The sequence below is a fragment of the Rhodococcus sp. DK176 genome, assembly GCF_038447315.2.
Lineage (GTDB): Bacteria > Actinomycetota > Actinomycetes > Mycobacteriales > Mycobacteriaceae > Rhodococcus_F > Rhodococcus_F jostii_A.
The window spans coordinates 6,822,786-6,839,700 of record NZ_CP118321.2; the positions used below are offsets into that span (position 1 = coordinate 6,822,786).

The window sequence follows — 16,915 nt, forward strand, 5'->3', positions numbered from 1 at the left end:
CCGCTAGCATTCGGACATGAGGAGATACGTCGTGTCGGTGATCGTCGTGGCTTCGCTGGCGCTCGCGGGGTGTGGTGGTTCCGGCAGTGATTCCTCCCAACCGTCGCTCGCCCCGACACCCGGGGACTCGAGCCAGATGGAAATCGGTGGCGCGGTACAGCAACCCGCGAAGGACCAGGCGCCCACCGACCGCCAGGAGATCATCACCGGTCAGGTCGCGCTCACCGCGGACGACCCGGTGGCGGTCGGCAGGCAGATCGTGGACAAGGTCGACGATCTGGGCGGACGCGTCGACCAGCTCACCGAACAGCCGGGCTCCGACGACCAGGACGCGAGCAGTTCCCTGACCATCCGGGTGCCCGCCGACTCGCTCACGCAGACGTTGGACGATCTGCGGGAACTGGGCAAGGTCACCAGCGTCAGCGTCACGAAGAGCGACGTGACGATGCAGTCGCAGGATCTCGACGCCCGGATCGGCGCGTTGACGGCCTCCGTCACCCGGCTGCAGGGGCTCATCACGTCGGCGGCGAACACCGCGGATCTGATCGAGGCCGAGAGGGCGTTGTCGGAGCGTCAGGGCGAACTGGACAGCCTCACCGCTCAGAAGCGGTCGCTGAGCGACCAGGTGGCACTGGCGACGCTCATGATCGACGTCACCGCCACGGATGCCGAGCAGCCCAGTCCCGGTCCGGACAACTTCTGGGAAGGTCTCGTGGCGGGCTGGCACGCCCTGCTGTCTGCGATCAAGGGCGGTGCCGTGGTCGTGGGGGCGCTGATTCCCTGGTTCGGTTTCGTGGCCGTCATCGCATTGGTCGTGTACGGCGCGTACCGTCTGCGCCGGATGTACAACAGGCCGGCCGGCCCACCGCCGGGCCCGGCGCCGGAACGAGAAGAGGCGAAGACGCAATGATCGAAGTCGACCTGAATGCCCTGGACGGTGCGTTGGCGTCGGGTGCCCCCGTCATCGATGTGCGCGAGGCCGACGAGTACGCCCAGGCGCGGGTGCCGGGTGTGACGCTGATTCCGCTCAGTGAGTTCGTCGCGCGCGTGGACGAGATCCCGGAAGCCGAGGTCGTCTACGTGATCTGCGGGGTGGGTGGCCGGAGCCTGCAGGCGGCGGAGTACCTGAACGCGCGGGGGATCAACGCCGTGTCGGTCGCGGGCGGGACGTCCGCGTGGATGCAGTCCGGACGCCCCGTCGAGTCGGGCGCCTGACACCCGGATCAGGGTTCGCGGTCAGCGCGCCGCGCTGAGGGCGTGCCCCGCGGAATCGTCGCGGACCGAGCGCCCACCCCGTTGCCCGGCGGCGTGGCGCACTGTGCGGACCGCGACGGTGCTCCAGATCAGGACCAGCGCGCACCACAGGGTCATGCCCGCGCCGACGATCACCACCGAGTCCAATGCGACGCCGAGCGAGTTCGCGCCCAGCGCGCACGTGCCGACGGGGAACGTGAAACTCCACCAGCCGGGCGTGAACCCCAGTCCGCGGCGAAAGGCCCTGACGGTCACGGTGACCAGCGTCACGAGGGCGAGGACGCCGAGCGCGCCGACGGTGGTCCCGTAGACCACGCCCACCGAGTGGAGCCAGGCGTGGCCGGATACCCCGCCGAGCAGATTGATCGCCGCCACCGACTGGCCGATCACGCCGAGCGGAATCCAGAGGGTGGGCACGAGTGGGGTGTCGGGGAGCCCGTTGCTCAGCAGATGGCGTCCGACGACGACGGCGACGGTCAGCGCGGCGCTCAGCGCCAGCGCGAACAGCGTGTAGCAGAGCGCCAGCATCGCGATCTGCGGCGCGCCTTCCGGGAGGTGCTTGACCAGCGCGGCACCGGTGGCGGCCGACACCATCGGCGGCACGACGGGCATCAGCCAGGACGGCACCGGAGTCACCTGGTGAGGCCGGGTCAGCCGGCGCGCCATCACCACGTAGGTGACGAGCCCGATGACGGTCCCGATCGTCCACAGGGTGGCCGACGCGGTGACGGCGACACCACCGAGAAGTGCGCGACCCGCGGATCCGGTGCCGGCGCCGACTGTCAGCACCGCCATCGACACCGCGCCGTAGAACGGGAACATCGTATGGCTGCGCGCGTCCGCGAGTGCGTCGTCGCGGCGACGGATCCAGTGCCGCACCAGTGCGGTGGTCAGCACCACGAGCAGCGTCGCGGCGATCAGCCAGAAGATCTCGGCGGCCGTCCGGGCCACCGGACCGCCTGCCGGAAATGCCGCGGCGACGACTGCGACGATGCCGGTGCCCATCACTGCTGCGAACCAATTCGGGGTCATACCTAGAGCTTGCCGACGCATCGTCGTGGCCGGTAGAAGGCTTGTCGTTGAATACCCACAAATCGCGTTTGTGGGACTAGCCTTGGGTTGTGCCGCTGTCTCCCCGAGTACCCGAACTCAGTGCCCTCGACGTCCTGCTGTCCGTCGAGCGGCTCGGAAGCATGGGGGCGGCGGGCCGTGAACACGGGCTCAGCCAGCAGGCCGTCAGCGCCCGGGTGCGTTCGGCCGAGCGTCAGTTCGGCATCAAGGTGTTCAGCCGCGGCGCCAGCGGGGTGCGGCCCACGTCGGAAGGCGCGCTCATCCTCGAATGGGCGAGTCACATCCTCGCCACGGCCGAGGAACTGGCGTCGGGAGTCGCGGCGCTGCGCGGCGAACGGCAGGCCGGGCTGACGGTGGCGGCCAGCATGACGATCGCCGAGTACCTGGTTCCCGGGTGGACCGTCGCGATGCGGCGCAAGTACCCGAACGTGGTTACCAACGTGCGGCTGCTCAACTCGTCCGAGGTGACCGCCCGGGTGCTGTCCGGTGAGGCGGATCTCGGGTTCGTCGAGGGCCCGGACATTCCGGCGGGACTGCAGGTACGGGAGATCGGCCGCGACCACCTGGTGGTCGTGGTGCCGCCCGAGCACGAATGGGTCCGCCGGTCACCGATTTCCGTGTCCGAACTCGCCGCGACGCCGATGATCCAGCGTGAGTCCGGTTCCGGGACGCGCACCACCCTGGAGAACGCGGTGCCGCAGTGCGTTCCGCCGTTGCTGGAGCTGACGTCGTGCACGGCGGTGAAGGCGGCGGTCGTGGCGGGTAACGCTCCGGCGGTGCTGTCCTCGCTGGCGGTGGCCGCCGACCTGACGGACGGCCGCCTCGCCTCCGTTCAGGTGGAGGGGTTGACGCTTCCGCGGCGGCTCTCCGCCGTCTGGGACCCGGTGCGCGGCGTTCAGGGTGCGGCGCGCGACTTCCTCGACATCGCGCTCGGTGCCAGCGCGGCCGCCGGTGTCGGGGCCGCAGTCGTCGGAGCTACAGCGCAGCCCCGCTGAATCCGTGCTGGCGCCACGCCTCGTACGTGACGAGGGCGGCGGCGTTCGACAGGTTCAGCGACCGGCGGCCGGGAAGCATGGGGATGCGGAGCCGCTCCGTCACGTGGGGATCGGCCAGCACCTCCTCCGACAGTCCGGTGGGTTCGGGACCGAACAGCAGAACGTCGCCGGGCTGGTAGGCGATGTCGGCGTACGACACGGTGGCGTGCGCGGTGAACGCGTACACCCGCGCGGGCTCCAGCGCAGCCCAGGCCGCCTCCAGGTTCTCGTGCACGGTCACCGACGCCAGGTCGTGGTAGTCGAGTCCGGCACGTTTGAGTTTCGGCTCGGACAGGTCGAATCCGAGTGGACCCACGAGGTGCAGCTCGCACCCGGTGCCTGCCACCATGCGGATGGCGTTGCCGGTGTTGGGTGGGATTCGGGGTTCGTGGAACATCAGCTTGAACACAACCAGAATGTATCATCTCACTCTGTGTCAACCTCTGCGAATCCTAGCCGTGTCCTCGGTCGATTGCGGATCTCCCGCGCCACCGAGGAGTCAACCTCTATCGAGCGGCAACGCGAGATCATCACTCGGTGGGCAGACGCCCACGGTCACACCGTCGTCGGCTGGGCCGTAGACGAGGACGTATCCGGGTCCGTGGACCCGTTCGATACCCCGGCGCTGGGTCCGTGGTTGACGGACCCGAGCAAGGCCCACGAGTGGGACATTCTCGCAGCATGGAAGCTGGACCGGCTCGGTCGTAACGCGATACAGCTCAACAAGCTGTTCGGGTGGACGCTGGAGCACGGTAAGACGCTGGTGTCCTGTTCCGAGTCCATGGACCTGAGCACCACTACCGGTCGGATGCTGGCGGCGATTATCGCCGGTATCGCAGAGGGGGAGCTGGAGGCTATCCGGGAGCGGACCTTGGCATCACGGGCCAAGCTCCGTGAGCGTGCCCGGTGGGCTGGTGGTAAGCCCCCGTTCGGGTACACGGCAGTGAAGCGGACAGACGGCCAAGGCTGGGCCTTGGAGATTGACCCCCTGGCAGCGGAGCTGGTGAGTCGAATCGTTGACCACATCCTGGATGGTAAGCCGATTACCCGGCTTGCTCGGGAACTCAACGACGAGTGGTATCTGACCCCCGGTGCGTACTACTCCACAGTGAAAGCAGGCAACCCCTCAGCGAAGTTGTGCCCTGACTTCACCGATAACAGCTCGGAGGGCAGCAAACGCTCAAAGTGGGCACCTACGACGCTTCGGCAGCTACTCCGGTCCAAGGCTCTCCGAGGACACGTTCACCACAACGGCGAGACGGTTCGTGGTGACGACGGTCAGCCGCTCCAGATGGCTGAACCGCTTGTCTCCCCTGACGAGTGGGAGTTGATCCAGGCGTACCTAGACCGACGCGAGGAGTCCCGTAAGGGGATCAAACGATCCGAATCCAGCCCGTTATCTGGTGTAGCGGTCTGCCTGGTGTGTGACAACCCTCTGCACCACACCCGGCACAAGTCCAGGGGGCGCTACTACCGGTACTACCGTTGTGCTGAGAAGCACACCACCCAGATACCAGCGGAGAAGCTGGAGGAGCTGGTAGAGGAGCATTTCCTCGGTCGGGTCGGGGACCTGGAGGTCCGAGAGCGTGTCTGGGTTCCCGGTGACTCTCGGGATGCGGACCTGAAAGAAGCTCAGTCGGCTCTGGACGAGTTGGCCAAGGCTCTCCGGAGTATGAGGTCCGCTCAGGCTGTTCAACGGATCCAAGAGCAGCTCCGGGCTGTTGATGCCCGGATCGTCGAACTCGAATCGACCCCAGCTCGTGAGGCCCGGTGGGAGTACCGGGCTACCGGTGGCACGTACCTCGACGCTTGGGGAGCAGCCGACACCGATGGTCGTCGCGAACTACTGCTCAGGTCCGGTATCACTGTTGCCATACACCTGGAGACCGGAGGGGTCCGTCGGTCGAAGTTCCACGATGGACAGTTGTCCGCTGACATCCGTATTCCTCATGGCTTCTACGAGTCACTCGGGCTGAAGATGCCCGAGAACCTCACCAAGATGTTCGAGGCGCTGACCGAGTGCGACATCGCCGGAGTCGAGATCGGGGACGGTAAGGCCGTGTTCGTGTCCAAGAAGGGCGAGCGTTTCGAGGTCCCAGGGACATAGCAGCCTGCCTGCTTTTGGCCGGCTGCGGACCGGGGGCCTAGAGGACACTCGTTACCGGGTGTTTCCCAGGCCGTTGGCTGGTCATACCGATCCGAATCCACTCGGCTATGTCGATGCCGATCTCTTTCCTCAGCTCGTCGGTCTTGTTGTGGTGCGAGTCCCAATTTTTACGTTCCGGGAGCCTCAGCTCCTCCCGGACCCAGATGTCCAGGTCATCCATGTACGCGTTGAGGGAGCCGAATACGTCCTCGGGGTCGATCACCGGGCGGAAGAACCGCACCGGTAGTCGATCGACCAAGCTGACCTTCTTCGCGCTTAGTCGCTTCGCCATTACTTCACCACCTTGAGCGTCGCCTTACGCTGCACCTGCGAAGACTGCGGAATCACAGGTTCTTTGTCCTCCTCGGCATCTGGCAGGCTCAGACGCGCCACGAGCTGCCCCAGCAACGCTCGGTGCATACGAAGCTCACTCACTTCCGGTGCAGCCGTGGGCTGGCCCTGGGAGCCAACCACGCGGAGGCCCTGGGCATCGACGGCTCTTTGGAGCCGATCGATCAAGTCCGCTTCTCGACAAGCGTCCTCCACGAGTAGGTGACGATGCGGGTCACCGGAGAAGTCGAACGTCTGGTGAAGCTCGGTCCACAACGCGCGTCCTCTCGCTTTGAGTCCAGACGGAGCGGGTGGGACCTTGACGGCGTCCGCCTCAGGAGCGGAGCCGCAGTCACGGCAGATCTTGGCCAGTCCATCGCGTGTGCGCTTGTCCTGGGCGAACTCAGTGGTGTCCAGCTCGCGCTGGCACGAGGTGCAGATCTTCATAAATTTACCTTTCGTCGTTTTGGTCGATTTGGCCCTTGAGCAGGGCGAATAGGAAAAACTCAGCGTTCTCAAAACCTCAGCGGATGGCAGATCCGCATTACGACCCGATCCAGAAGGTGTAGGGCCGGGCATTACCCCCTGGGTGTCACCCGTCCTGACCTGCGGAGATGCCCCGAGAGGACCCACTCGACACCGTGCAGCGCCTGCCTACCCGGAGCCAGGCGACCCAGACCCAGGCAGGCAGTGCCCTACGTGCCTCCCGCACTTCCCCCGAGGGGAGGCGGCACACTCATGTGGATTCGTGACCGAGAAGGAGGGACTGACCCGACCTCCCCCGACCGGGTTTACCCCGAGCCAGCAGTAGCCGGTAGTCGGGTAGGCGTGTGCTGTTTGTGGGAACCGGACAAGACCTGTTCCGGGCAGCGTTGGAAACCGCGAGGTCAGTAGTTGCCGGCCGCGGTGGCCGGCTCGTACGAACCTACAAACCCACGGTCTTGTGTGAGAGACACGCCGGTCTTTGCCGATGGGTGTTGCTCGTAGAGTCACACCGTGTCAGGTTGTCTCGTATGAGCGAGGAACTGATGCCCCCGGTTCACATCCCCGAGTGGGATCAAGGCGACCGTATGCGTAAGGCGCTGAAGTCGGCACAGATGACGACAACCGCAATGGCCGAGTACCTCGGGATCACCCGGGAGACGGCAGGCCGGTACATGAGCGGCAGCGCGAGGGTGCCATTGCAGACGCTGCGGCTGTGGTCGCTCAGGTGCGGGGTGCCGTTGGAGTGGCTGACTGACGGGATAGTGCCAGACGAGCTGGCCCAGTGAGTGTCTGAGCTGCGTCCAGCGGTGTCGGTTTCCGTCGTTGGTTATCGCGTTGACGCCTGCGCCTAGAGCGCCTGCCTTCACGGGTGAGCACGTCTCGTAGATCCTTTGCACCTGCTCGGTACGCCGAGAAGGCGTCAGCGGCTGCGACGAGCGTGGTCCATGCCTCCGTCAGCACGGCGTCATCCTCGGAGCGAAGTCCCGGTGTCTGGCATTGGACCTCTAGCTGATCAAGTTCTTGATCCACGAGCTGGCACAGCCTGGAGCAGTGCCGGAACCCTTGATCCACAATGGTTTGTGGCACCGTATCCGGGCATCCGGGCCTTGAGCACGGGTGTTGTGTTTCGTTCAATGTCTTTATCCCTCTTGATGATTAACCCCCACGGGGCAGGCAATGTCGGTACCTGCCCCCGAGGTGGTGTGAAGTTCTTACCGGCGTCGTCAGCGACGGCTGTTCATGCCGATGAGCCTCTGGCCAGCGGTCAACGGCTTCGACGCTTCGAGACGCTGGCGAAGCTGATCGGCTTCGCGCGGGGTGTGGATCTCGAAACTGATACCGAGACGTGCAGCCGTGAGGAACACAGGGTTGATCTGCCGCACGAGTTCGTCGTGGTTAACCCCGTTGCGTGCCGTGAGCAGCGTGTGCAGGCGCGAATGAGTATCAGGTGCGAGCACCCGGAGCACCGGCTGAGATTCGACACCAGCGAACTGGGGGAGCTGGGAGAGTCCAGCTACCCACGCATCGACGGCAGCAAGGTGCGATGCTGCCTGCTTCGCGTCTCCGAACGCGGTGAGAACACTCGGGTCAGCAGAGGCCACGATGGTCTCCGGAGACAGCTCCTGGGGGAGCTTCGCGACTGCCTCGGCGAACTTTGCTGCCTCGGTGACGAAACCAGGGGTGAGTTGTTCGATCAGGTCGGGGACTGCGTCACCGGCTTCGCGAACGATCTTGTTCGCGAGCGTGGCCAACAGACGACGCTTCGCTTCCTCGCGCTGTTCGTTGAGGCTCAGCTCCCCAGCGATCTTGTCGACCTCTGCGGCGGCGTTGGAGGCTTTGAGCTTGGTGACGTCGATGACAGGCTGGTGCCCGACCTCGACGTAGCGAAGTGCTTCGTAGGCGTCGATCAACTTGGTCAGGTCAGCAGGGAGCTTGATTCCGAGAGCGGTCCAGTCGGAGACGTTGGCGGCGGTAACAGTGGGGTCGATGTACATGTGGTTTTCTCTCCTTGGTGGTGTGCCCATGGTCCGGGCATAAGAATGGCCAGCTCGATGGCTGGCCGTGTGCGAGGTATTCAGTTGTCTAGCAATTGGATACGACTATCCGGCGTAGTCCTGTCGCTGGGTGATCGCATCTCTGATCAGTGCAGCAGCCGAGTTGGTGGCGTCACCGTTGATGCTCCCGGAGTTAGCTCCGAGGGCGGCACGTAGAACCGATGCGCCGTTCAACGGGATATACGCCTGAGCTTCGACCTTGCCCCCTGGCGTGTACTTCGCCTTGCTGGCCTGGGTTGAGCTGAGTCGTCCCAGGATGCGTTCAACATCCTGATCGACGTCGTCGGCCTGTGCGGGCCGACTACCAGAGGCCATGAACGCTTTCATGAGCGCGTTAGCTGGTTTCAGATTCGTGGTTGCCATTGTTCGTCTTCTCCTTGGTGGTTGTGATCAGGCCGCGTTTCGGCGCTGCATCCTGCGTGCGTCCTCTACCGAGAACAGATCGATCGGTGTCCGGGAGCCTGCGGGAAGATATGACCCGACGACGTCGAGTCCGTTGTTCCGCCAGGTGTTCACCGTGCGTTCGGTGACACCGAGGATGTCGGCTAGATCAGCGGATGATGCGAGTACTGGAAGGTCTGTGTGTTGTGGCACGGGTGCTGAGTCCTGTCTTCGGAAGTTAGCGGCTTCCGACCTGGTGTTTTGTGATGGATGATTCAACGCTGAGCGTGTTTCGTACGCTCCTGGTGTGACGGGGTGGGAAAGGCTTCTCGATCGCTTAGAAACGACGTCAGGACCAGCCCTCGCGGGCGTACTCCCGAACGGACTTGATCCGCTCCATCCCTGCGGGGGGAGCGGGTTGGACGTACCTCCGGTCGAACAGCTCACGGCGTTCGGCCTCGGAGCCGAACCACACTCGGTCTCCGTCGTCGAGGATCTTCGCGAAGTACGGTTCGGTCCGGGAGATGTACTCGGCGAACGCCTCGGCTTTCTCGGCCTCGGTTCGCCTGCTGGGTCGTTCGGTGGTGATCATCAAGCACCAACCAGGGGCTTGATAATTTCCCAGAGGTCGATCTCGCCCTCTACCGGGGGGATCGTGGCGTACGGGAACATCTCGTACCAACTACCAACATTGAACTCGAGGGATACCAGACCTGGGTCTATGTCCTTCAGCTCGGGGTTCACATCGCCGGAGGTGACCTGGATGGTCGCTGCCCCGGTGCTAACCGTGGACGTGCCATCTTCGTTGCGTCGGGGGTGTCTAGCCCGAATGACGATGGTGCCGGTGGGGGTAGAGCCTCCGACGTCAGTGATAATGCCGCGAATAATGGTCATTTGATGTCTCCGTGGGTGTTGACGAGTCGTTGTGCGACGACTCCGTTCGGCTCCGTCGTCGGCTCGGTGGTCAACGTCAAGGTCTCGGGGTCTACATGGACCCCGCTCGCTTCGAACGCGCGTACAAGCTCTAGTGCAGCTCTCCGCTTCAGCCGGTACCGCCGGTCAGCATCCAAGCTGCATCGGCGGCAATGTCCCGTTGGTGTTCGGTCACGGGACCGATCCACGATCTCGTGACCGTTGGTGCATTCGTCTTTCATCGGGTGATTCCTTTCTGTTGATCGGGCTATCACCCGAGGTCAAATGAGAGAAGGCCCCAGCCGGGAAGCTGGAGCCTGTGTATTGCGGAAGTTGAGGACCTCGGGAGGACGAACGCTGGTCCACCAAACAGCGGACTCACTCAACCGAGGTCGCCGGGACCGAACAACCCGGCGGCATCAGCACGGTCCCAGGGAGGAGTTAGGACCGTGCCGAGCGAAGGTCTTGAGGGGATTGACCCTCTTACCCCCTACACTTAGTAGTAATTGCGTGGAACACCTGTGCAGGTCAGTGGCCTAGCTTCGCTTCCCGGAGAACTCGAAAGGGCGCTGACGCCCTCCAGCGCGTAACCGGCGCATACGAGCCCTGGCGGCATCGTTGTGTGCTTCGTGCTTGCGTGTGTTGCACCCGGCGCAGTACTTGGGCCAGCGGCCGATGTTGGTCGGCCCCTCCTTCTTGTGCGAGATGTTCCGGCGTCGGGTGACAAGCGTGGAGCATTCCTCGCAGCGACCGTAGTAGACGCGCATCCCCCAGAATTGGATCACGCAACCTCCGGACTTGGTGGTCCACGTGTGGAACGCATCGGGATTCTCTCTGCGATATGCGTCGACCTTGGAGTCGACCGTCTTCGCTTTCTTGTGCGACAACGGGTTGACTGCATGACTGCGGTCCTCTGTGGTGATGCGTGGGTAGTCCATGTGGTTCCTCTCGTTGATGTTGTGGAGCGCCCACATAGGCGCTCTCGTGTTCTTCCTGGTGGATGGTTGGCCGGCATGACTCCGGCCTGTGGGGAAGCGACAACTTCCTGGTGTGGCAGCTTCGAGGCTGCCAACTGTCAGGTCCGGTGTCGATGTCCTCGTGTTCCCACTCGGACTTGTCGTGTGGCCCCTATGGCCACCTTCATCGTCAAGAGACCCGTCCGAAGGAAACGGGGCTCAGTTGTCCTTCGCCCATCGGGAGCGGAGCGACAAAAGATCTTTCAGTGGGTATGGGGTGAGGAACGAACCCCTATAGGGCCCCCAAAACCCCAAACCCAATCAGACCTCGATCAGCTCGTGAGCAGCTCCCACGACGTTCTTGACCCTCGTCCTTGCTTGTCGAGTAGTGCACCCTTCATGTGCCGAAGAAACGTCTTCTGACCTTCCTCGGTGCCACCGAACTTGGCGGCAAGGGATGATGCCGCGTCACGATCGGACATCCCCTGGCAGTGAGCAACGACGAACTTGGACTTCTCTAGGTTGGTGTCCATCACGGCCTTGTCCCGGGTCCGCTTCGTCTTCTCGGACTCGGCCTGCATCTCCTCGGCGGTCTCTTCGCCGGTGACGTCGAACTCGACAAGTCCGGTACGCATCAGCTTCACCGTGCGCTCTTGTCCACGGTTACCGACCAGGTCCAATTCCATCTTCCCGATCTTGCCGATCTTCCGGATGTGCACCCGATGACGGACTGACGCAGTGGCCTTGTAGTGGCCACCGGGCTTCGATGACTTCGACCCTTGGAATGACTTGTCGGATGCGTGGTGGACGAGCAGCACCGGTATCCCCTTGGCGATGAATCCCTTCGTCCCGGCGTACAGCCGTTGCCATGGCTGGGACTGATTCGGGTCTCCATCGATGCAGCCTTCGACGTTGTCGATCACGACGAAGTCGTACCCGTCTTCGATCACCTGGGCGACGGCTTCCGGCCAGTCGCTCGCGGACATCACCGGGAGGTCGTAGAAGCCGATGGGAGGACTCTCCAGGTCGTCCTCCGCGAACGCGGAACCAATACGTTCCCGGTACTCCTCTGCGGCTCCGTCGTCAGAGCCGAACACAGCTACCCGCATCTTGCGGTTAGGCGAGACCCCAAGGAACGGTTGACCTGAGACGACAGAGGCGATTACAGCGGAGACGAGCGAAGACTTACCTGCCTTCGGTTCGCCGTAGAACATCGTGTGAAACGACGACACGTAGCCGTCGATGATCCATGCGTCTTCGTCGGTGAGGGGGTTCACTTCGGCATAGGTCCTTTGCTTGAACTTGTTGGTGGTGGTCATGGATTCCTTTGTCTGAGTTAGGGTGGGGACAAGAAACCCCCGGCGATACCTGCGCCGGGGGCTCCGTCGTCTATTGCGTGTGTTGCACGCGTCGTGGTTATCAATGCAACGTATTGACCTTGGACGTTGCTCTAAGCCGCAACGGTTTCCGGTGGTATTGCGAGCTGATACCTCCATTCGTTGCCGTCGATCGCATCGGGGCGCAGGAACCCCGCGAAGTGCAGACGCAACGTCGATTCGTCGGCTTCCTCGGGCGTCCGGTCGATGTCGACTCCGAGAAGTCCGTGCGCGGCCAAGAGGTCCGCGTCGGTGGTGGTGGGGTGCTGGTCGATTGCATCGAGCCAAGCGAACGTGTCGACCCCGGTAGTGGTCTTCAACTGTGTCTATCTCCTCGTGTGTATCGCCGGTCCGTCGGGCGATGTCATGACTATGACAGTGGTTCAACATGTCTGTCAACTCCAACATGTTGAGTTCGATGCTAGGGTCGGCATATGACATCGAATCGCCAAGTGGAGATGGATCTCGGACCTGACTGGATAGTGAAGATGTCCTGGCCAGAGGAGGGGGACATTCAGGGCGGGCCGATCGCACTTTTGATCGAGCCGTCCGATCCGCAGACGTACCCGGCAGGAGGAATATCGAGCACGGTCCTGCGGTCGGTGGACTTCCGCGCCGCTACGGCCAAGCTGCGGAGTCGGCTTGCGAATGCCGACAGATGGCGGAGGCGGTCGGACGAATACGAGGCAGGCCGGATCGAGCGGATCCGTGACGCGCTCGCCAAGGGCGTCACACCGGAATATCTGGCGTTGTTGTCGTCGGCGTACGTCTCCCGCGTGAACTCGGGGCAGGCGAAGCCGGTCGAGCATCTCGCCGAGGACATCGGGAAGTCGTTGCAGACGATTCGGGGGCACTTGTGGAGGGCGCGTAAAGAAGGACTGCTCACCGGCTCCGCTGGCCGAAAGGGCGGACAGCTCACGCCGGAGGCGTCGGCGATCTTGTCCCGGATCGTCCCTGGGGCGCCGCAGGAGGTTCGCCCATTTTCGTCAGAGTGACGGAACTTGACATTGGACGTAAGAGCCCCCGGACCTAGTAAGGCCGGGGGCATTCTCGTGTCTGGGTACCGCGTAGAGTGTCGTCAGCCCCTCACTGGACTGTCCCGTCCTGGTGAGGGGCTTTCGTGTAGCTTCTACCAATCGCGGTAGGGGATGATCGAACGCTCGATCTTTGGCTTAGAGCTGGAGTTGTCGTCTTTCTTGAACTTCACGAACATGAAGTACTCGATGAGCGAGCGGATTCGCAGCTCCTGGTGTGCGCCGGGGCCGACGATCACCTTGGTGATTGCACCGTCAGGTAAGTCGATGAGGATCCGAGGAACCATCCCGTACCTGTTGGGGGTGAAAAGGTCAGGTGGTCTCCACGTATTGGGAACGATCCTGATTTCCGCTTCTTCGCTGAAATGCCTGTCCTTGACGAATGCCGTTTCCTGCCGGATTACCGACGAGACGATCCAATCGGCATCCTCCGTTGAAAAATCGTCGTCCGTATCGATGTCATCCATGAGCTGATCGATAAGCTCGTGAGTGCGCTTTGCGTGGACATCGTCGTCAGTGGTGCCCTTTTGATAGGCAACCGGGCGCATGTCGAAATCCGTCCCCATGCCCTTGCGTAGAAGCTCGGTGGAGAAACCGATGCAGTATCCGTCCTTGGCGTACCCGCGCCATTGGCTTAGCTGGTCCGGAGCTGCGCTCAGGCTGGTGACGTAGGTGTCTTCGTTCTTCGAGACCCGCTCGGCTGCATCGAGAAGCCGCTGCAGCTTCTTGAGCCGGGTCCCAATCTCGGATTCGCGGTCCGTTGTGTCAGGGATCTCCCGGTCCTGCTCGGTGGCATCTAGCCTCGCATTCAGAAGGTCGTTCTCCTCTTTCATGAGTTCCAACCGACCTTGTAACAACCGGGTCTTCAAGGTGACCACCCCGAGTTGGATCTCGGAGGTGTCGTTCAAGTAGCGGGAGTTGGTAGCCCACAGCTTGCCGTGCTCGTAGATGCCTTGCAGACCGTGTATGTCGGTGTAGTGGTAGACGGTTTCCGGCAGGTCATCCTCTGGCATCCGGCTAATGTAGCGAACCGCACCATGCCCGACCGACCGGGCGCGGGGCTTTTTCGTACCGCTAGGTTGGTTAATAATTGGACTGTGGCATGGGAATGGGTCACCCCCGTCGCGACATCGACGACTGTCGTGCTCGTTGGTGCCGTCAACGGGTTCGTCACCTGGCGGACCGGTAAGAAGGGGCGCGAGCACGCCGACGAGACCGCCAAGGCGCAGCGCGTCGAGCAAAGGTTGGAATCCGCTTACCACGAACTGCTCCTCATGTCGGAGCGAGTGTCGCTGTGGTCGCAGTTGGTGTATCCACTATTCGATGATCAGACGGGTCCGGCTCCGGAGCTCCCAGAGATGCACGAGCAGGTGCATGTCGAGACGTTCGTCAACGCGTATGGGACGGAGCAAGTGAAGGCCCGGATGAAGGCCTGGCGTGACCTCGTAACCCAAATGGTCCTTGTCGTTGGGGAGATCAACGCGATCGAGGCGGGCCTGGCGACAGTGGAACCGGGGGAACCGAATCCGAGACGGACGCTCGTTGAGTTACGAGTCAGCGAGGGTAATGCGCGAAGGGCGCTTATCCATCAGGTCGGTCTCGAACTCGGTCACCGTAAAGCGGCAAATGAGAAGGACACCCCTTCGGGGTGACTGCCCTGGACCGAGAGGAGCACCTAAGGGTGCCGGTGTCGAATCCCCTCCCCAAGGTCGCCCGGTAGCCATGCCCCGATATACCGTCTCGGCCAACACTTCTAGCCGACTGCCATCTGGGGCAGCCGGTTGTGCTGGACCTGTTCGACGGCGTGCACTCCACTCGATCAGGTGCCCCGTGCCGTTCACGGGGACTAGGGATGAATCACGGATGCGGTTGGTTAGCGTCGGACTCGCACGGATAACGACGTTTGGCCCTGAGAGGCCCGTGGAGGGCCTAACAGGGCTCAGGTGGTGTCAGAGGTAGGGCTGAGCATCCAGTCGGGATGCGATGACTGCGAGGTCTTGTTTCCGGAGGACCGGGACGTTCCGGTAGTCGGTCACTGAGAGACCGATCTCGACGGCTCCAAGCTCAAGCTCACCCAAGGTGAGGCCAGCAGCGTCGATGACGTCGGCGGTGTCCGCACCGAGGAGGTCGGCAGCTTGGTTGATCGTGTAGCTGCCCGCTTGACGCTGGACAGAGCTAGAATCGTGCCTACGGTTCATAACGGCGTTCTCCGTTGTGTCCTAGACCCTGGTCGGTGTTGGTAGCACCTGCCGGGGTCGTTTCATTTGTGGGGTCTACCTGCGGTTATCCAGGTTGCGCTAAAGCTGCAATCCCACTCGTGGAACATCACTCGGAACACCCGCACAGCTTAGGGGCACACCGCGAGGCGGCATGATGGACGCATGGATCCGGTAGAAGAGGTGGTGGGTGAGGACTACGGCGACGCACGACTCCCCGCGCAGAACTGGCGGCGGCGGCACTACACGAAATGCAACTTCCGCGACGCCGACCTGAGTGAACTCCGCACCGAGTCGGTGATCTTCACCGAATGCGATTTCACGGGCGCCGACCTCGCCGAGTCGCATCATGTGGGGACGGCGTTCCGCTCATGCTCGTTCACCCGAACAACGCTGTGGCACAGCGAGTTCCGTAACTGCAGCTTCCTCGGGTCGGAGTTCGACAACTGCCGGCTGCGCCCGATGGTCTTCGACGAATGCGATTTCACGCTCGCGTCGCTGGGCGGCGCCGACCTGCGCGGACTCGATTTCACGGACTGCCGGTTCCGGGAAGCCAACCTCGTCCGCACGGACCTCCGGCGCGCCGTGCTCCGGTCGGCGGATCTGTTCGGCGCCCGCACCGGCGGCGCGAAATTCGACGGCGCGGACCTGCGCGGGGCCCACGTCGACGCGAACCTGTGGACGGCGGTCTCGCTGGACAAGGCGCAGATCGAACTCACCCAGGCCATCGCGTACGCGACCGCCAACGGGCTCGTGGTGGAACCGACCTGACGCGTGTATGGCGAACCTGAGAGAATGGGGCACGTGACTGCAACGATCCTCGATGGCAAGGCGACCCGCGACGAGATTTTCGAAGACCTGAAGGTGCGGGTGAGCGCCCTGAAGGACAGGGGCATCACGCCCGGTCTCGGCACCGTTCTGGTGGGGGACGACCCGGGGTCGGCCGCCTACGTGCGCGGGAAGCACAACGACTGCGCGAAGGTCGGGATCACCTCGATCCGCCGCGACCTGCCCGGCGACATCACGCAGGAGAAGCTCGACGCCACCATCGACGAGCTCAACGCCAACCCGGACTGCACCGGCTACATCGTGCAACTCCCGCTGCCGAAGCAGCTCGACGAGAACGCCGCCCTCGAGCGCATCGACCCCGACAAGGACGCCGACGGCCTGCACCCGGTCAACCTGGGCCGGCTGGTGCTGGGCAAGGAAGCGCCGCTGCCGTGCACGCCGCGCGGAATCCTGCACCTGCTGCGCCGGTACGAGGTGCCGATCGAGGGGGCGCACGTCGTCGTCGTCGGTCGCGGTGTCACCGTGGGCCGCCCGATCGGTCTGCTGTTCACCCGGCGCAGCGAGAACGCCACCGTCACCCTCTGCCACACCCGTACGCGGGATCTCGGAGCGGAGGTCCGCCGCGCCGACATCGTGATCGCGGCGGCCGGTGTTCCCGGTCTGATCACGGCCGACATGGTCAAGCCCGGTGCCGCGGTCCTCGACGTGGGTGTGAGCCGCACCGCGGACGGGCTGCGCGGCGACGTGGCGGCGGATGTCGCCGAGGTCGCCGGCTTCCTGTCCCCGAACCCCGGTGGCGTCGGGCCGCTCACCCGTGCCTTCCTGCTGACCAACGTCGTGGAGCGGGCCGAGCGTGTCGCAGCGTCTCTCGGCTGA

General features: G+C 63.5%; 23 protein-coding genes. 9 read left to right on the top strand and 14 right to left on the bottom strand.

Annotation, left to right across the window (positions count from 1 at the left end; translation table 11 throughout):
* Positions 1-16: 16 nt before the first annotated feature.
* Both PSR88_RS31645 and PSR88_RS31650 read left to right on the top strand, forming a co-directional pair.
* Positions 17-910 (top strand): DUF4349 domain-containing protein, encoded by an 894-nt coding sequence (locus PSR88_RS31645; protein WP_029539465.1) that lies wholly within the window; start codon positions 17-19, stop codon positions 908-910.
* Positions 907-1,215 carry a rhodanese-like domain-containing protein gene (locus PSR88_RS31650; protein ID WP_005257071.1) on the top strand — a complete coding sequence of 103 codons (309 nt, stop codon included), beginning with the start codon at positions 907-909 and terminating at the stop codon, positions 1,213-1,215. Before PSR88_RS31645 ends, PSR88_RS31650 begins: the two co-directional genes overlap by 4 nt.
* Before the next feature lie 21 nt (positions 1,216-1,236).
* Here the strand turns inward: PSR88_RS31650 and PSR88_RS31655 are convergent, their stop codons facing one another.
* A complete protein-coding gene (locus PSR88_RS31655; RefSeq protein ID WP_029539464.1) occupies positions 1,237-2,286 on the bottom strand; it encodes a TDT family transporter in 1,050 nt (349 codons plus the stop codon).
* Positions 2,287-2,375: 89 nt separating this feature from the next.
* Between PSR88_RS31655 and PSR88_RS31660 the strand changes: the two genes are divergently transcribed.
* Positions 2,376-3,320 carry a LysR family transcriptional regulator gene (locus PSR88_RS31660; protein ID WP_009479441.1) on the top strand — a complete coding sequence of 315 codons (945 nt, stop codon included), beginning with the start codon at positions 2,376-2,378 and terminating at the stop codon, positions 3,318-3,320.
* On the opposite strand, the gene PSR88_RS31665 is transcribed toward PSR88_RS31660, so the two are convergent.
* Positions 3,301-3,768: a tRNA (cytidine(34)-2'-O)-methyltransferase gene (locus PSR88_RS31665; protein ID WP_061042048.1), complete on the bottom strand. Its 468-nt coding sequence runs from the start codon at positions 3,766-3,768 to the stop codon at positions 3,301-3,303. The genes PSR88_RS31660 and PSR88_RS31665 overlap by 20 nt on opposite strands.
* Before the next feature lie 63 nt (positions 3,769-3,831).
* Between PSR88_RS31665 and PSR88_RS31670 the strand changes: the two genes are divergently transcribed.
* On the top strand, positions 3,832-5,466 hold the full coding sequence (locus tag PSR88_RS31670) for a recombinase family protein (RefSeq protein ID WP_342338649.1): 1,635 nt from the start codon (positions 3,832-3,834) through the stop codon (positions 5,464-5,466).
* Positions 5,467-5,503: 37 nt separating this feature from the next.
* Here PSR88_RS31670 and PSR88_RS31675 read toward each other — a convergent pair whose 3' ends face one another.
* The gene (locus PSR88_RS31675) at positions 5,504-5,797 is read right to left on the bottom strand and encodes a hypothetical protein (protein WP_342338650.1); all 294 of its coding nucleotides are present in this window, start codon (positions 5,795-5,797) and stop codon (positions 5,504-5,506) included.
* Positions 5,797-6,282, bottom strand: a complete 486-nt coding sequence (locus PSR88_RS31680) for a hypothetical protein (RefSeq protein ID WP_342338651.1) — start codon at positions 6,280-6,282, stop codon at positions 5,797-5,799. The genes PSR88_RS31675 and PSR88_RS31680 overlap by 1 nt, the downstream gene beginning before the upstream one ends.
* 566 nt (positions 6,283-6,848) lie before the next feature.
* Here PSR88_RS31680 and PSR88_RS31685 point away from each other — a divergent pair.
* Positions 6,849-7,106 (top strand): helix-turn-helix transcriptional regulator, encoded by a 258-nt coding sequence (locus PSR88_RS31685; protein ID WP_342338652.1) that lies wholly within the window; start codon positions 6,849-6,851, stop codon positions 7,104-7,106.
* A gap of 438 nt (positions 7,107-7,544) precedes the next feature.
* On the opposite strand, the gene PSR88_RS31690 is transcribed toward PSR88_RS31685, so the two are convergent.
* From PSR88_RS31690 to PSR88_RS31725, 8 genes are all read right to left on the bottom strand, one after another.
* Positions 7,545-8,315: a hypothetical protein gene (locus PSR88_RS31690; RefSeq protein WP_342338654.1), complete on the bottom strand. Its 771-nt coding sequence runs from the start codon at positions 8,313-8,315 to the stop codon at positions 7,545-7,547.
* Positions 8,316-8,420: 105 nt separating this feature from the next.
* Complete coding sequence (locus PSR88_RS31695) at positions 8,421-8,738, bottom strand: hypothetical protein (protein WP_342338656.1); 318 nt, start codon at positions 8,736-8,738, stop codon at positions 8,421-8,423.
* A gap of 27 nt (positions 8,739-8,765) precedes the next feature.
* Positions 8,766-8,969, bottom strand: coding sequence for a hypothetical protein (locus PSR88_RS31700; RefSeq protein ID WP_342338658.1), 204 nt, complete (start codon positions 8,967-8,969; stop codon positions 8,766-8,768).
* A 136-nt stretch (positions 8,970-9,105) separates the two neighbouring features.
* A complete protein-coding gene (locus PSR88_RS31705; protein ID WP_342338659.1) occupies positions 9,106-9,348 on the bottom strand; it encodes a hypothetical protein in 243 nt (80 codons plus the stop codon).
* The gene (locus PSR88_RS31710) at positions 9,348-9,650 is read right to left on the bottom strand and encodes a hypothetical protein (protein ID WP_342338661.1); all 303 of its coding nucleotides are present in this window, start codon (positions 9,648-9,650) and stop codon (positions 9,348-9,350) included. Before PSR88_RS31710 ends, PSR88_RS31705 begins: the two co-directional genes overlap by 1 nt.
* Before the next feature lie 554 nt (positions 9,651-10,204).
* Positions 10,205-10,606, bottom strand: a complete 402-nt coding sequence (locus tag PSR88_RS31715; protein WP_342338662.1) for a hypothetical protein — start codon at positions 10,604-10,606, stop codon at positions 10,205-10,207.
* Positions 10,607-10,956: 350 nt separating this feature from the next.
* Positions 10,957-11,943: an AAA family ATPase gene (locus PSR88_RS31720; protein WP_342338663.1), complete on the bottom strand. Its 987-nt coding sequence runs from the start codon at positions 11,941-11,943 to the stop codon at positions 10,957-10,959.
* Positions 11,944-12,074: 131 nt separating this feature from the next.
* A complete protein-coding gene (locus PSR88_RS31725) occupies positions 12,075-12,320 on the bottom strand; it encodes a hypothetical protein (protein ID WP_342338665.1) in 246 nt (81 codons plus the stop codon).
* Positions 12,321-12,434: 114 nt separating this feature from the next.
* Between PSR88_RS31725 and PSR88_RS31730 the strand changes: the two genes are divergently transcribed.
* Positions 12,435-12,995, top strand: coding sequence for a hypothetical protein (locus PSR88_RS31730; protein ID WP_342338666.1), 561 nt, complete (start codon positions 12,435-12,437; stop codon positions 12,993-12,995).
* A gap of 134 nt (positions 12,996-13,129) precedes the next feature.
* Here the strand turns inward: PSR88_RS31730 and PSR88_RS31735 are convergent, their stop codons facing one another.
* Positions 13,130-14,047, bottom strand: a complete 918-nt coding sequence (locus PSR88_RS31735) for a DUF2971 domain-containing protein (RefSeq protein ID WP_342338667.1) — start codon at positions 14,045-14,047, stop codon at positions 13,130-13,132.
* 84 nt (positions 14,048-14,131) lie between these two features.
* On the opposite strand from PSR88_RS31735, the gene PSR88_RS31740 reads away from it, so the two are divergent.
* A complete protein-coding gene (locus tag PSR88_RS31740) occupies positions 14,132-14,686 on the top strand; it encodes a hypothetical protein (RefSeq protein ID WP_342338668.1) in 555 nt (184 codons plus the stop codon).
* 297 nt (positions 14,687-14,983) lie between these two features.
* Here the strand turns inward: PSR88_RS31740 and PSR88_RS31745 are convergent, their stop codons facing one another.
* Positions 14,984-15,232, bottom strand: coding sequence for a hypothetical protein (locus PSR88_RS31745; protein WP_342338670.1), 249 nt, complete (start codon positions 15,230-15,232; stop codon positions 14,984-14,986).
* Between the two features lie 183 nt (positions 15,233-15,415).
* On the opposite strand from PSR88_RS31745, the gene PSR88_RS31750 reads away from it, so the two are divergent.
* Together PSR88_RS31750 and PSR88_RS31755 are read left to right on the top strand one after the other, a co-directional pair.
* Positions 15,416-16,021, top strand: a complete 606-nt coding sequence (locus tag PSR88_RS31750; RefSeq protein ID WP_011598202.1) for a pentapeptide repeat-containing protein — start codon at positions 15,416-15,418, stop codon at positions 16,019-16,021.
* 33 nt (positions 16,022-16,054) lie between these two features.
* The gene (locus tag PSR88_RS31755; protein WP_192817881.1) at positions 16,055-16,915 is read left to right on the top strand and encodes a bifunctional methylenetetrahydrofolate dehydrogenase/methenyltetrahydrofolate cyclohydrolase; all 861 of its coding nucleotides are present in this window, start codon (positions 16,055-16,057) and stop codon (positions 16,913-16,915) included.

Bases quoted from the DNA above. Each gene is read 5' to 3' on its own strand.
- PSR88_RS31645 (WP_029539465.1), top strand. From the start codon at position 17: ATGAGGAGATACGTCGTGTCGGTGATCGTCGTGGCTTCGCTGGCGCTC.
- PSR88_RS31650 (WP_005257071.1), top strand. From the start codon at position 907: ATGATCGAAGTCGACCTGAATGCCCTGGACGGTGCGTTGGCGTCGGGT.
- PSR88_RS31655 (WP_029539464.1), bottom strand. From the start codon at position 2,286: ATGACCCCGAATTGGTTCGCAGCAGTGATGGGCACCGGCATCGTCGCA.
- PSR88_RS31675 (WP_342338650.1), bottom strand. From the start codon at position 5,797: ATGGCGAAGCGACTAAGCGCGAAGAAGGTCAGCTTGGTCGATCGACTA.
- PSR88_RS31680 (WP_342338651.1), bottom strand. From the start codon at position 6,282: ATGAAGATCTGCACCTCGTGCCAGCGCGAGCTGGACACCACTGAGTTC.
- PSR88_RS31685 (WP_342338652.1), top strand. From the start codon at position 6,849: ATGAGCGAGGAACTGATGCCCCCGGTTCACATCCCCGAGTGGGATCAA.
- PSR88_RS31690 (WP_342338654.1), bottom strand. From the start codon at position 8,315: ATGTACATCGACCCCACTGTTACCGCCGCCAACGTCTCCGACTGGACC.
- PSR88_RS31695 (WP_342338656.1), bottom strand. From the start codon at position 8,738: ATGGCAACCACGAATCTGAAACCAGCTAACGCGCTCATGAAAGCGTTC.
- PSR88_RS31705 (WP_342338659.1), bottom strand. From the start codon at position 9,348: ATGATCACCACCGAACGACCCAGCAGGCGAACCGAGGCCGAGAAAGCC.
- PSR88_RS31710 (WP_342338661.1), bottom strand. From the start codon at position 9,650: ATGACCATTATTCGCGGCATTATCACTGACGTCGGAGGCTCTACCCCC.
- PSR88_RS31715 (WP_342338662.1), bottom strand. From the start codon at position 10,606: ATGGACTACCCACGCATCACCACAGAGGACCGCAGTCATGCAGTCAAC.
- PSR88_RS31720 (WP_342338663.1), bottom strand. From the start codon at position 11,943: ATGACCACCACCAACAAGTTCAAGCAAAGGACCTATGCCGAAGTGAAC.
- PSR88_RS31730 (WP_342338666.1), top strand. From the start codon at position 12,435: ATGACATCGAATCGCCAAGTGGAGATGGATCTCGGACCTGACTGGATA.
- PSR88_RS31735 (WP_342338667.1), bottom strand. From the start codon at position 14,047: ATGCCAGAGGATGACCTGCCGGAAACCGTCTACCACTACACCGACATA.
- PSR88_RS31745 (WP_342338670.1), bottom strand. From the start codon at position 15,232: ATGAACCGTAGGCACGATTCTAGCTCTGTCCAGCGTCAAGCGGGCAGC.
- PSR88_RS31750 (WP_011598202.1), top strand. From the start codon at position 15,416: ATGGATCCGGTAGAAGAGGTGGTGGGTGAGGACTACGGCGACGCACGA.